This is a genomic window from Eubacterium segne, from assembly GCF_014287775.1.
Lineage (GTDB): Bacteria > Bacillota > Clostridia > Lachnospirales > Lachnospiraceae > Eubacterium_G > Eubacterium_G segne.
In genome coordinates this window covers 115,872-130,992 of the sequence record NZ_JACOOZ010000001.1, presented here as the reverse complement: position 1 = coordinate 130,992, position 15,121 = coordinate 115,872, and the positions used below count along the sequence as shown (strand labels likewise).

10 protein-coding genes are annotated in these 15,121 nt (G+C 35.3%); all 10 read left to right on the top strand.

All coding sequences use genetic code 11. The annotated features are described in order from the left end of the window. The first annotated feature begins 24 nt into the window (after positions 1–24). Positions 25–1,887 (top strand): hypothetical protein, encoded by a 1,863-nt coding sequence (locus H8S00_RS00615; protein WP_186839788.1) that lies wholly within the window; start codon positions 25–27, stop codon positions 1,885–1,887. A gap of 11 nt (positions 1,888–1,898) precedes the next feature. Continuing rightward, positions 1,899–4,616 carry a polysaccharide pyruvyl transferase family protein gene (locus tag H8S00_RS00610; RefSeq protein WP_186839787.1) on the top strand — a complete coding sequence of 906 codons (2,718 nt, stop codon included), beginning with the start codon at positions 1,899–1,901 and terminating at the stop codon, positions 4,614–4,616. A 39-nt stretch (positions 4,617–4,655) separates the two neighbouring features. After that, entirely contained in the window at positions 4,656–5,822 is a 1,167-nt protein-coding gene (locus H8S00_RS00605) for a polysaccharide pyruvyl transferase family protein (protein ID WP_021953666.1), read from the top strand. Continuing rightward, complete coding sequence (locus tag H8S00_RS00600; RefSeq protein ID WP_186839786.1) at positions 5,800–7,677, top strand: hypothetical protein; 1,878 nt, start codon at positions 5,800–5,802, stop codon at positions 7,675–7,677. The genes H8S00_RS00605 and H8S00_RS00600 overlap by 23 nt, the downstream gene beginning before the upstream one ends. A gap of 11 nt (positions 7,678–7,688) precedes the next feature. Further along, positions 7,689–8,672 (top strand): LacI family DNA-binding transcriptional regulator, encoded by a 984-nt coding sequence (locus H8S00_RS00595; protein WP_021953668.1) that lies wholly within the window; start codon positions 7,689–7,691, stop codon positions 8,670–8,672. Positions 8,673–9,039: 367 nt separating this feature from the next. Then, positions 9,040–10,341: an ABC transporter substrate-binding protein gene (locus tag H8S00_RS00590; RefSeq protein WP_021953669.1), complete on the top strand. Its 1,302-nt coding sequence runs from the start codon at positions 9,040–9,042 to the stop codon at positions 10,339–10,341. A 99-nt stretch (positions 10,342–10,440) separates the two neighbouring features. Further along, entirely contained in the window at positions 10,441–11,319 is an 879-nt protein-coding gene (locus H8S00_RS00585) for a carbohydrate ABC transporter permease (protein ID WP_021953670.1), read from the top strand. A 4-nt stretch (positions 11,320–11,323) separates the two neighbouring features. Continuing rightward, positions 11,324–12,151: a carbohydrate ABC transporter permease gene (locus H8S00_RS00580; protein ID WP_021953671.1), complete on the top strand. Its 828-nt coding sequence runs from the start codon at positions 11,324–11,326 to the stop codon at positions 12,149–12,151. Between the two features lie 15 nt (positions 12,152–12,166). Then, positions 12,167–13,513: a glycoside hydrolase family 172 protein gene (locus H8S00_RS00575; RefSeq protein ID WP_118589159.1), complete on the top strand. Its 1,347-nt coding sequence runs from the start codon at positions 12,167–12,169 to the stop codon at positions 13,511–13,513. 111 nt (positions 13,514–13,624) lie between these two features. Then, a complete protein-coding gene (locus tag H8S00_RS00570) occupies positions 13,625–15,109 on the top strand; it encodes a glycoside hydrolase family 32 protein (RefSeq protein WP_021953673.1) in 1,485 nt (494 codons plus the stop codon). Positions 15,110–15,121 lie beyond the last annotated feature (12 nt).

Sequence of the window (15,121 nt, the reverse complement as noted above, 5' to 3'; positions counted from 1 at the left end):
AAAGTGAATAAGAGAGAAGAAAAGATGAGAATACAGAAATTAATTTTACAGGACATTGCATATAAAGAAATTATATGCGCAGATGAAGAGTTAATGAAAAACAAGGAAAGCTATGATTTAGAGACTGCATCGATTTACTGCAGAATGGAAAATGCTGAGTTTTTCGGAAACGAAGAAAGCGGCATAAAAATCCATAAAGGAGGAAAGGTTTCACTTGATACTTACTCAAACAGTTTTTCTGTTGGAAAATGGGCAAAGTACACAGTAATTGATACTATTTCATTATTACTTGACATGGAAGGAAGTGCCACTGTTAAATTAATGCATGCACAAAAAGAAGGTAATGACATTAAAGTTAATGAAATTAAGTCCTTTGATGTAAACAATGAAACAAGACAGAAATCAGTGTTTGATTTTGGTAAACTGGCTGATGAAGGAATTTATTATGCTGAAATCGAAGCAAAGGATAGTGAAGTTACAATATATGGCGGTTCATATGACACAGTAGACATGGAGCCTACACAGACAGTAAAGCTTGCCATAGATATATGTACATTTAAGCGTGAAAAGTACGTTAAGAGAAATATGGGAATTATTTTCCATGATATTTTGGAAAATGAGGATTCACCTTTATACAGAAATCTGTGGATTCACATTTCAGATAATGCATCATCCCTTGACGGAATTGTAGATTCAAATGAATTTATAACAGTAAGCAAGAACGCAAACCTTGGTGGAGTTGGTGGTTTCACAAGAGGTATTATTGAAACAAAGAAACGCCAGAAGGAAATGGGATTTACCCATGTACTTTTAATGGATGATGATGCAACTATCAGTTCAGCTGCAATAGAATTAAATTATATTTTATTATCATATTTAAAGCCTGAATACTTCGGACATACAATCGGAGGAAAACTTTTGGTTCTTAATGTTCCATATCTTCAGTTTGAAGCAGGAGCACAGTGGAATAAAGGTAAAATAAAGGCATTAAAGAATGATTTGGATATTAGACAATTAGATATGGTGCTTGAATCAGAAATTGAAGACAAGCCTATTGAATATACAGGATGGTGGTACTGCTGTATACCACTTTCAGAAATTGATGATAACAATCTTCCGTTACCAATATTTATTCACAGAGATGATATTGAGTATGGTTTAAGAGTAGGACGTGGCAGATTTATTCTTATTAACGGAATTTGTATCTGGCATGAAGCTTTTGCAGGAAAAATGCCTGGAATGCTAGATTATTATGACATTAGAAATGAGGCTATTATTAATGCAATTCAGTGCCCTGATTACACAAAGGAAGATTTTAAGAAAGCGGTTAAGCGTGCAATATGGGTTAATATTTCAAGATACCGTTACAAGTATATTGAATATAACTACAGGGCGGCAGAGGATTTCTGTAAGGGAATTGACTGGTTGTTAGAAACAGACAGTGAGAAGCTTCACAAGGAACTTATAGGAATGAACTATAAGGCTAAAAAGATTGAAGATTATATCGGATATAAGGGACTTACAGAGGAAGAATTAGTAAGTGGCGAGCAGGGAGATTACAAGCTTCCGTTTATTTCAAGATTGCTCCACAAAATAACCCTTAACGGATATTTCTTCCCGGTTAAAAAGGATAAGGTTACCGTTAACGCACCTTATGGAAGCGTTTATAAATTATTCAGAATTGGGGAATATATTGTTACAGACAATTACCAGAACGCAATTTATATAGCAAGGGACAGAAAAGAATTCTTCCGTGGCAGAAAAGTAATGAAGCAGGCAATGAAGCTTATAGACGAAAAGTATGATGCAGCGGCAAAGAGCTATAGGGAAAGATACAAGGAACTTGTAAGCGAAGACTTCTGGAAAAAATATCTTGGAATAGATTAACAGGTGGTTTCATGACGGAAAGTGAACAGAAAGTATTTGATATACTGGGAACACAAAAATTTGATATTGGAATAATGGGCATGTGGTATGGCGCTAACTACGGTAGCGTCATGACCTATTATGCCCTTAATACTGTTTTGTCAAGACTTGGCTATTCAGTTTTAATGTTGGATAAACAGGCAGTGGAAACAAAGGGCTTTGAATTTGAATTAGATGATACATCTCATGCAAGAGTTTTTGCAAAGACACATTATAAGAATTTTGCTCCATCCCTTCCTGTAGAGGACATGAAAGTGCTAAACAATTACTGTGACACTTTTATGTTAGGATGCGACCAGGTGTGGAATTTCACCATTGCAAAAAGCTATGGACTCAATTACTATCTTGATTTTGCAAATTCTGACAAAAAAAGAATTGCCTACGCATCATCTTTTGGACACGAAGTTTCCTTTACGCCTTTAGAAAAGGTGGCAGGAGTTACCAGGGAACTTCAGAAGTTTGATGCCATATCTGTCAGGGAAGAAAGCGGTGTAAGGGTTTTAAAGGATGAGTTTGGAATAAAAGGAACCCAGGTGTTAGACCCTGTTTTTTTATTAGATGAAAATGACTACAATGAGCTAGTAAAGGAAAGCAATCTTGACATACAGGAAGATTACATGCTGGCTTATATTTTAAATCCTACAGATGAAATCAGGGAAAGTCTTTTAAAAATTTCAGAAAAGAAAAATCTGAAGCTTATTAATATATTAGATGGAAATCCAAACAAATTTGAAAGATTTAAGAAGGCTTTAAATCTTCCAAATACTGTTTCGGACATAACTACCCAGGACTGGCTTTATTACATTAAAAATGCTAAATGCGTAGTTACTGATTCCTGTCATGGGGCAAGCTTTGCGGCAATATTTGGAACACCTTTTGTGATTATAAACAATGAAAACCGTGGTGCCGCAAGATTTAATTCACTTTCTGAAATGTTAGACATAAAAGAGAGATATTTTACCGGTCCCGGTGAAATTACAAAGAGATGTGACTTGTTAGAAACATACGATAGAAACAAACACAATAAGATTATTTCCATGGAAAAACACCGTTCGATGACATGGCTTAAAGAGGCACTTCAAAAGCCGAAGGATACAGATAAAACAGTTAAAAAGGTGCTTAAAAAAGAATGCTGCGGATGTGGAGCATGCTATGGGGTATGCCCTGTAGATGCCATAACAATGGAATTTGATGATGAGGGAGCAATTTATCCTAAAATAGACTTTAACAAGTGTATTCAGTGTGGCAAGTGTTCAAGAACCTGTCCGGGATTACATCCTTATTCAGATAATTTCAAAGAGCCTAAATGCTTTGCGGGATTTGGAAATGACGAAATAAGAAAGAAAAGTTCTTCAGGTGGTATTTTTACCATTATTGCAGAACAAATTATAGATGAGGGAGGAGTAGTTTGCGGAGCAGCTTTTGATGATGATTTCAATATTTCCCATATTGTAGTTGACACAAAAGAAGGTCTGGAAAAACTACGAAGCTCTAAATATATACAAAGTATTACAAAAGACACTTTTAAGGAAGTTAAGAAAGCCTTAGATGAAGGAAGAAGTGCATTGTACGCAGGATGCGGATGCCAGATAGCCGGATTTAAAAGATTTCTTGGAAAAAAATACGACAAACTTATAACTATTGACCTTTTATGCCACGGTGGGCCTACACCGGGAAGCTTTAAGAAATATATGGATGATGTTCATAAAGATAAAAAGGTCAAATACGTAGGATTTAGAGATAAAGACATTTACAAGTGGGAAATTAATTCCACAGGAATGACAGTTAAGTATGAAGATGGAAGTGAATACAGAAAAATAAAGGCGGAAGATAAGTTTTACCGTGCTTTTACAAGAGCCTTTACTGTGAGACCTCATTGTCAGACCTGTAATTATGCAACCCTTCCAAGGCAGGGAGATATTACTCTTGGAGATTTCTGGGGAGTTTTTAAATATAACCCGGATTTTAATGATGACAAGGGAACCTCTCTTATAATTGCCAATAATGATAAGGGAATGGAAGTGCTATTAGGAATAAAATCAAAGCTTAAGTTATTTGAGACGGTTCCTCTTGATTTTGTTTTAAGAAGAGGACAGCCTCTTGATAAACCTTTTCATGCAGAGCCTTTAAGGGACAGATTTATGTCCATGGCAAAGTATGCCTCATTTACTAAATGCTTAGAATGCTGTGAACAGGATACTTTTGACTATGCTTACTTTGCATTAAAACCACAAAATATGGATGATGCATACAGGGCATTGGAAGAATATAAATTAATAAGCATGGGAAATTTCTCAGTGCTGTTAGTATGGGACAGACGAAATGAGGAAATAAGTCCTCTTAAGTACCAGGTATATGAATTTGTAAGGGAACATTTTCCGGCTTATGTGGAAATAAAAAATGATGACGAGGCACTGGGTGTTCAGGGAAGATGCAGAAACTTCGTGTTTACTAATGAAGAATATGTAATATGGGGTAAGGCTAATGTGGCAAAGGGTGCAAAGAAGATTAATGTTAGAAAGCTTTTGCCTGATAACATAAAAATCCCTGAATCTGATGGTGAACAAAAAAAGCAGATTATTAATAAATTAAAGAAAAAACTAAGCTATGAAGGCAAGTGGAGCTTATACAGAATTGAGGCAGGAGTTAAGTGGCGTCTGAAGGTAGTTTTAAGAAAGATAAAAAAGTAATTAATTTAAAGTAATTTGTGATAAAGAATGGAGCGCAGAATGAAGAAAAAGTATGATGTGGGAATACTTGGAGTATGGTTTGGATGCAATTATGGAAGCATCGCGACTTATTATTCATTATATTATGCAATTAAAAATATGGGAAAGTCAGTTTTAATGATTCACAGACCATATTTAGATCATTTTGAAGAGGCGTCAATGGAAGACAGACATTCATTAAGATTTGCCAGGGCACATTACGATATAAGTCCTGCTTATCATGTGGATGAAATAGGAAAGTTGAATGATGTATGTGATGCCTTTGTTTTAGGAGCTGATCAGTTGTGGAAATACAATGTTACTAAAATATTCGGACACAGCTATTTTCTGGATTTTGTAAATCGTAAGAATAAAAAAATATCCTATGCCACATCCTTTGGTACTGACAGATTTAAGGCTCCAAAGGAATATATGTGGAAAGCGGTAAAATGCTTAAGAAGGATGAATTATGTTTCCGTAAGGGAAAAGGTCAACGTAAATATGTGCGAAAAACTTTTGGGAATCCGTGCAGAACACGTTTTAGACCCGGTGCTTTTATGTGAAAGCAACTGCTTAGGAGACATAGCTAATGAATCAGACAGAAAAGTAAAGTCAAACTACATTGCAGCTTATATACTTGATCCTACCCCTGAAAAGAGGGAAGCATTATTAAGGCTTGCAAAAAAATATAACAAAGATTTGGTAGTTATGTTGGACGGATGGCCACATTTGTTTGAAACTAATAGGGAAAAAATGGATTTAGACCAATATGTAGTATCTGATGTGGAAGTAGATGACTGGTTATTCTATTTTAAACATAGTGATATGGTTGTTACTGATTCTTTCCATGGAACTTGTATTTCAATTTTATTTGAAAAGCCTTTTTATGCTATTTCAAATCCGGGAAGAGGAGCAGACCGCTTTATTTCTTTAATGGAAGAATTTGATTTAATGGACAGATTTGTGTGGGATCCTAATGAATTGGGAACTTTTGACAACGAAATGGAATTAGATTACACTAAGGTTAATGAAATATTAAACAATGAAAGAAAGAAATCAATGGCATGGCTTGAAAATGCTTTAAATTCCAAGAAAAAGCATCATTCAGTGGTAATAAGAAGCCAGCTGTTATTCCCGTTTAGAGTCAGAAAGTCAATAAAGTTATATGAAGAAGGAGACAGAAATTAAAATGAAGGCAAAAAAATATGATTTGCTGTGGGTATTTTTAATTGCACTTATTCCGCGTCTTATTTGTATTGCGCTTTTTAGTTCTCCAATGAGAACACCTATGGACGAGTTAGGAACATTGTCAACAGGTGCATATTTTGGTGGAAAAGACTGGACAGCATTAACTACATTTGCAAAATATTATTACGGTGGCGGTTTTACAATACTATTTGCACCACTATTTTATTTGACAAATAACGTAACAGTAATTTATGGAACAATCCTTAGCGTGTGTGCAATTTTACAAAGTATCAGCGCACCAATAAGCTACTATATTATGAAGAAATACCTTAAGGTTGATAAAAGAGCTTATTTATTTATAGGCTCCATTGCATGTTCATTTATGGTAGTAACAAGAGCAATGGAAGTGTTTAATGAACATATAGTTATTGGCTGTGTATGGATTATAACCTTGTTTGCCTGCAAGCTAATTGAATATGGTAACAATAAAAAGAAAAAAATCATATACACGGTTGGCATTATGTTTTTAATTACATATTTGCTTACAACCCATGCCAGAACAAAGGTTATTCTTATTGCTTTCTGTATTGTTGTTGTATGTTATCTTATATTCTACAGAAAGTGGCTTGTAGAACCAATATCAGGAATAATTTCCCTTGGAGTGTTTTATTTTGCGGCAGGTAAGTTTAATACCATGGTTAAAAAAACTATCTGGAATTGGCAGGAAGGAAAGTTTTTGAGAAATACAAAGGCAAAAATGGATATAACACCACAGAAGTTGGCAAATCCAAAAACGTGGAATGCAGTAGGTTCTACAATTTTCGGGCAGATTAATACTGTATTGGTATTTTCAGGAGGCATTTTTGCCCTTATACTTATAATGCTTATTTTCAGATATAAGGATACAATAGCACAGCTTATAGTTACAAAAAAAGCATTGGCAGTGAAGGATGAAGAAGGAAACTTTAATGCAGAACCATTTTGTCTTGTAATTTCAGCATTATTTATTATGTGTATTGGAGCTGTAATGTTTGCCCAGTGTTTTACATGGTTAAAGCGTGTGGTACCGGCACTGGATGGTGGAAATCCTTACGGATTTAAGGCTCTTACTTATGTACGATATGTGGGACCGTTTTTAGGACCGGTATTTATGACAGGCATTGCTATGATATATGAGAAAAGAGAAAGTATTAGAAAATATCTTGTGGGATTTGCAATACTTCTTTTGTCATTCCAGACAGTATGGGTATGCTTTATTTTACCTAAAATGGGAAGATCAAGAGTGGCTTCAGAAGTGTACAATGCATTTAGCGGTTATGACATAGGCGGCAAAGTGCCTATGAGAACCAGATATTACTTAATGGCGACAGTTATTACTGTCGTATTGCTGGTAATATTTTTAATTAGCTATTACAAGAAAAAAATTATGATTCCACTAGTTATTCTTACGCTGTTATTTGGTTACGAATATATTTATGGTGCAACAGTTTGGGATAATAATTACTGTACTAATGTTAAAAAAGTTAGCGATGCAGGAACAGGTGTGGTCAGAACGCTAGAGGAGAAAGGTTACGATGTACCAAAAGATATTTATGTAGTGGATTACTATGAAAGAAGTGGAGTACAGAGAAACACTTACGCATATCAACTGATTTTAAACGAATACACCATATATGCAAAACAGCCGGAGAATTTAACAAAGGATAATATAGTATTTTCAACAATAAGTAATTATCAGGAATTGTTAGACGCAGGATACAAAAAGGCACAGCTTGATAATAATGAATATGTTTATGTAAAGGGCAATTCATATATTAAAATGTTTGAGTCAGTATCAGTGAAATTTGGAGAATAAGAGGGAAAAAGATGCCTGGAATTAAGGATGTGGCACGAAGAGCGGGAGTAGGAGTTGCTACCGTATCGAGAGTTATTAACAACAGTGGTTATGTTTCTGAGGAAACAAAAGATAAAATTGAAAAAGCAATGAAGGAGCTGGATTATATGCCAAATGAATTGGCAAGAAATTTGTTTAGAAACAAAAGTGGTATAATTGCAGTTTTGGTGCCTGCTTTGGAACATCCTTTTTTTTCGGAGTTTGTGAATCAGGTAGAAAGTGCATTGCATGAAAAGGGATATAAAACTATGGTGTGCAGCACAGCTAAGAATAGCGAATATGAAACAGAGTATTTGCAGATGCTTAAGAAATGTGTTGTAGATGGTATTATAACCGGTGTTCATTCATTAAATGTGGATGAATATCTTATAAACGATATGCCTATTGTTGCATTAGATCGATATATTGACGACAGGATTCCCATAGTGTCAGTGGATCACAGACATGGTGGAATTATGGCAGCAAGGGAGTTTATAAGATGTGGATGCAAAAAGGTAGTTCAACTCCAGGGAGCTAAGAAAGTTCAGTCTCCGGCATTGGAGAGACATGAATACTTTCAGCGGGAATTAAAGAAAGCAGGAATTCAAGTGTACACTTATGAAATGGAGTGGAACAAATTTGATACGGAATATTTCGCTCAGGTAGTAAAAGAAGTATACGATATGTATCCGGATGCAGATGGAATGTTTGGAACGGACCTTGTTGCCATGCTGTTTGAGAAGTATGCGTTAAGCAAAGGCAGAAAAATTCCTGAAGATTTAAAAATTATTGCATATGACGGAACATATGTAACAGATATGGCACATCCTTCCCTTACGAAGATTAAGCAGCCTATTGAAAGACTGGCGAAAGAGGCAACAAGAATAATTACAAGAGCCATAGATGGAAATGCTGCTACGGAAAAAAATATATACTTAGAAACTGTACTTATAAGAGGAGACAGTACCAGAGTATAATTTACAAATTAATATATAAATAACAGGTAAAAAAATAAACTCTATGTTGGCGATTAATAAAATCGCCGGTATAAAGTTTATTTTTTTTATTTTTTGATATATTTCAATGTTAAAAAAATAACAATGAAAACGTTTGAACAATGAAAAATATATACTTAATAACCAATTAAAAGAGAGAATATATAGCAATATGCACAAAGGTTAAAAATGATATTGACAAAACATAAGTAAAAATATATAATAAAGCTATCAAATGGAACCCGTTCCACATACAAAAATCACAAAAACAAATAACACACTGTAAAAATGTGGAAAAGGGTCAAGAAAAGGGTTCCGCAAATTAATAAATGCTAAAGGAGGAAAGAAAATGAAGAAAATTATAGCATTAGTAATGGCAGTAACCATGGTAGCAGCAATGATGGTTGGCTGTGGAAGTTCATCTAAGTCAGATGACAGCGCTAAAGGAAACGGAGAGGTAACAATTAAGTTTGGAATACATGTTGCTGATCCAAAAACACAGGAGACAGTTACATACAAAATTGTTCAGGAATTTAACAAAAAGTATTCAGGAAAGTACAAAGTTGAATTTGAAGCAGCAGACACGGAAGCACATTTAAAGAATCTGAAGCTTGAAGCTTCAAGTGGAAAATTACCTGAAATATTCTGGTTGGATGCATCACAGACCTCTGAATATAATGAGGGTGGGTATTTACTTGATTTATCAGACTTTTTAAAAGAATACACTAGTACAGATTCAGCTCTTGATGCAAGTGTTAAGGAAGCATTTAAGGATGGAATCCAGTACGGACTTCCATATCAGTGTAATGTTGAAGGCTTCTTCTACAATAAAGAAGTTGCAAAAAAGTTAGGAGTTGAAATTAAGAACGGAACAACTTTTGACGAATTACTTGATATTGTAAAGAAATGTAATGACAAAGGAATTACAGCAATTGCTCAGGGAAATAAAAACAGCTCATATGCAATCTGGGGTTATCTTGCAATGTTAGACCGTTACGGATACTCAGATTACATTAATGATATTCTTGATGGCAAGAAGAAATTTAACAATGACGATTTACTTAAATGTTTTGAAAAGTTACAGAGTCTTGCAAAGGCAGGAGCATTTGCAAAGAACATGGCAACCCAGGAATACTTTGATGCAAAGAATACATTTGAGTCAGGCAAGGCACTTTTATTCAATTCAGGTGCATGGGATAGTGCAGAGTTAGATGAAAAGATGGGCGACAAAGTTGGCTTCTGGTGGGGACCTACATTCTCAGACAGCAGCTACGAACAAAAGGCAGCTATGAAAGTACCATCAAATCCTATTTGTGTAAGCTCAAAGGTAGCAGATGATAGTGGAAAGAAAGAAGCGGTTTATAAGTTCCTTGAATATTACTATGGCGAAGAAGCAGCAAAGATGTCATATGAAGGCTCTGTATTCCCTGCAACAAACTATACAGGAATTGAAGTGGCAGATGCACAGCATACATTAAATGAGGTAGTGAAATCAATCAATGAAGGATGGGCAAGCCCTGCAAAACAGCCGGATTTGATGCTTTCATCATCTGTTCAGAGTCAGTTATATGATTCAATTTTTGGTGTAATTACAGGTAACTATGAACCAAAGGATGCCCTTGCAAAAATTGATGAGAAAATGAACTATTAAAATTCTTTAATATTATTATAATTAGATTCTCCTCTTCCCCACATTTCACAACGGAATGTGGGCGAGGAAGGAGAATGTTGGGAGAAAGGAGGCAAAGACGTGTCTTGGTTGAGTAAAAAGAGATATTTAATAGGACTGCTGTTGCCTACATTAATAATTTATACAGTGTATATTATTGCACCGATAATAATGGCTATAGGATATAGTTTCACAAAATATTCCGGAATAGGAAAAGCAACGTTTAACGGGCTAACAAATTATAAAAGACTTTTGCAGGATGATACATTATGGATTTCATTTAAAAATACAATGATTATATTTGGTGTGGCATTTGTGCTGTTGCTGGTGGGAGCATTTTTTGTGGCATTGCTTTTAAATAATCACTTAAAGTTTGTTGACACATCTAAGGCATTGATATTTTCTCCGGCAATTATAGCACCTATTATAGTTGGTATTATATGGGTTTATATATTAGATCCTCATGTTGGTTTAATAAATGGTATTTTAGATGCCATTGGATTACCGGGACTTAAACAGACATGGATTGGGGGAAATAAACTCACCCCTTATTGTATCGGATTTATATATTTCTGGCAGCAGCTGGGATATCTTACCACAATATATATAACAGGACTTAGAATGATTCCAGGCGATGTAATAGAAGCAGTTAAGATTGACGGTGCTTCTTCATGGCAGCAGCTTAGATATGTAACAATACCTATGATGAAATCTACCATATCAACAGTTGCCGTATTACTTATAACAGGAATATTTAAAATATTTGAAATTGTACAGCAGACTACAGGCGGTGGTCCGAACCATATGTCAGAAACATTAGTTACATACAGCTATTCAACAACTTTTGGAAATGGTGAATATGGATATGGAATGTCTCTGGCAACAATAACATTTATTATTTCTCTTATAATAATGTTTGTATTCCAGTTTTTAATGAGAGAAAGAGACAAGGAGGCATAAAGATATGATTAATAAAAAGAAAAAAATCGCAATGTACATTGTTATGGCATTAATCACACTTATAATTGTGTTTCCTTTTATATGGATGGTTTTGCTATCCTTTAAAACTAACTCAGATATTATGTCAAATCCCCTGGCATTACCAAAGAGTTTTAACTTAGAAAATTTCAAGCATGCCCTGGAGGTGCTTGATTACCCAAGATTGTATGGTAACACATTCTTTGTATGTATCATATCAATCGTAGTAGAATTAGTAATTACCTTTTTAAGTGCATTTGTTTTAGCAAGAATGCAGATGAATGAGAAAATCAGAAAGGCAGTTTACAGTTATCTGATTTTAGGATTGGCAATATCTCCATTTATATTGCTTTTCCCGGTATATAAAATAAATGTATTTTTTGGATTAAGCGGAAAGGTAGGATTGGTTCTTCCATACATAGCTACATCAATATCCTTTAATACCTTACTTTTAGTTGGTTATTTAAAATCCCTTCCAAGTGAAATTGATGAGGCAGCAGTAATGGACGGATGTAATTTGAGGCAGTTAATTATTAAAGTAATTTTACCAATGACAAAGCCGGTAATAGCCACTGTTGTAATATTTAATGTTCTTTATATCTGGAATGAGTATCCGTTTGCATCGGTTATCTTAAGAGATGCATCAGATTATACGTTATCCATGGGAGCATCATTCTTTAAAGGTACATACACAGTAGATTACGGCGGAATTATAGCTTCAAGTATTATGATAATCGTACCTGAATTAATATTCTATGGATTATTCCAGAAGAACATCGTAGAAGGTATGACGGCAGGCGCAGTAAAAGGTTAAAGAGAGGAGAAAAAAATGAGCAGCGTATCAGGATTATTTAAAGATTTAACATCAGTAAAGAAGGCAAGAAACGGAAGACTTGCAAGTTGGGATCAGAGAGGAAAAAATCAGGATTATTGGGAAATACCTGCAGGTGAATCAATTACATTAGGGGAAGTAGAAGGTCCCGGATGTATTACACATATATGGATGACATCTTCATGTAGAAGAGTAAAGGCACCTAGTATACTTGATCCGGTTTTAAATGCATCAGCAGCACCGGTAATGGAAATTGCACCACCTCTTGGCGTAATATGGGATGATTATGATCCATATTACTATAGAAAAGTATTAATTAAAATGACATGGGATGATCAGGAAAATCCAAGTGTATATGTACCTTTTGGAGACTTCTTCTGTATAGGAAACTGCTATCCTGGCAATTTCTCATCATTACCTTTTAATGTATCATTAAAACCGGAAGAGGCAGGAAGATATGGAGCACCTTGCTCAGTATCATGTTACTTCCCAATGCCATTTAACAAAAAGGCAAAAATTGAAATTATAAACGAAAATGAATTACCGTTTATTCTTTATTTTAATATTGATTATGAAATGTATAAGGAACCTCTTGATGAGGAAACAGCTTACTTCCATGCATGCTGGCATAGAGAGAACCCTTGCAAAGGCTGGGGACCTGAGTTACAGGTAAACTCACCGGAAGTAAACAATGTTACAAATTATAAAGGTGAAAACAACTACGTTTTGTTAGATGTAAAAGGAAAAGGACATTATGTAGGATGCAACCTTACGGTAAAACACTTCCAGGGAAGCTGGTGGGGTGAAGGAAATGATATGTTCTTTATAGATGGAGAAGAATACCCTAGCCTTAACGGAACCGGAACGGAAGATTACTTTAACCATGCATGGGGAATGCAGAGAAATGCATATCCGTTCTTTGGAACAATAGTTCATGAAGGAGATACTGACGGATTCCAGGTATCTTACAGATTCCATATTACTGACCCTGTAAGATTTGAAAATAGTCTTAAAGTTACTATTGAGCATGGACATGCAAACCATCTTTCAGATGACTGGAGTTCAACAGCTTACTGGTATCAGGTACTTCCAACAACAATGAAAATGGAAATGCCACCGGTGGAAGACAGACTTCCTGTAGTACCGGTACTTCCTGAAAGAAAGTTAGAAAAGCCTGAACTTACCGAGGAAATGAAGGCAGCTATAGAAAGCTACGAAAAACGTTGGGAAGTATACAAGCCGGCAAGAGATGAGCAGTTTAGAATTAAGGAAGCAAAGGCAAGACGTGAGTCAAAACTTAATACTGAATTTGCAAAGAAACTAAGAGACGAATACGACAAATAATCATACAGGAGGAAACCAAATGAACGAAGTTCATTTATAAAAATGTTTCCGACGAAATGTCGCCGACCGAAGGGAGGGGGCAATACATATTGATTAGGAGGAAAATATATCATGTCACAGGAATTGTTAAATGAGAATATAAAAAAGGCTCAGGAAGAAATTGAGAAAACAAAAGATAAAGTGTCTGAAGGTAAAATGAGACAAAACTATCATTTTATGGCACAACAGGGCTGGATTAATGATCCAAATGGTCTGATATATTATAAGAATAAATATCACTTTTTCTATCAATACAATCCTTATGATGCGTATTGGGGAGCAATGCACTGGGGACACGCCATTAGCGACGATATGCTACACTGGGAGTATCTCCCGGTGGCATTGGCTCCAAGCGAACCATATGACAATCATAAGGAAGGTGGATGCTTTTCAGGAAGTGCCATTGAACATGATGGAAAGCTATACCTTGTATATACAGGAACAACAAACTATGGAGACGGATTTATCCAGTCACAGTGTCTTGCATACAGCGAGGATGGTGTTCATTTTGAAAAATATGAAAATAATCCTATTATTCCACACCCGCCGGAAGGCTATGATGAAAGTAATTTTAGAGATCCTAAGGTTTGGAAACATGGTGATTACTTCTATTTAGTTTGTGGTTCTAAGAAAAATAATTTGGCAAGTGCCCTGTTATATCGGTCTAAGGATTTAAAAAACTGGGAGTTTTTCAATGTTCTTGCAGAGAGCAGAGGAGAGTTCGGTTATATGTGGGAATGTCCCGACTTTTATGAAATAGGAGATAAACACGTACTTATGTTTTCGCCTATGGGAATAAATGAGAGAACATCAGTGTACTTAGTAGGAGACATGAATTATGACACGGGAAAATTTACATATACCAATGTAGGTCAGATTGACTATGGATTTGACTATTATGCTCCTCAGTCATTTTTAGACAGTAAAGGCAGAAGAATTATTGTAGGCTGGGCAAATGCCTGGGACTGGATGCCATGGTGGAAAGATTGGGGTCCAAGCTTTAAGGAAGGCTGGTGCGGATTCTTTGACTTACCAAGAGAGGTGGTTTTGTGTCCGGATAATACCCTTAAGTTTGTTCCAATAAAGGAAATTGAAAATATACGAAAAGAAGAAAAGTGTATTAAAGAGATATCTGTAACTAAGGAGGAACAGTTTAATTGTATAGAAAGTGACTGCTTTGAAATGGAAATGGATATTGATTTGGAAAGTACCACAGCAGATAAATTTTCATTGCTTTTAAGATGCAATGAAAACAACAAAACAAAAGTAACTTTCGATTTAAAACATCAGATGCTATATTTTGACAGAAACAATTCTGATAACTGGAGTGAAGGCATTGCCCGAGGACCGTTGATTTTAAAGGACAAAAAGAACATGAAAATAAGGGCTTTTGTGGATAAAAGTTCTATTGAAGTGTATACGGATGACTATAAAACCAACTGTAGCTGCAATGTTTTTGCAGACAGCAGTCAGACAGGCAACTATATTGTGACTGATGAGGGATGTCTTAATATTAGGGAAATAAAGATGTGGGAGTTAAAAGAAACCATTAAATAGATGGAGACAATA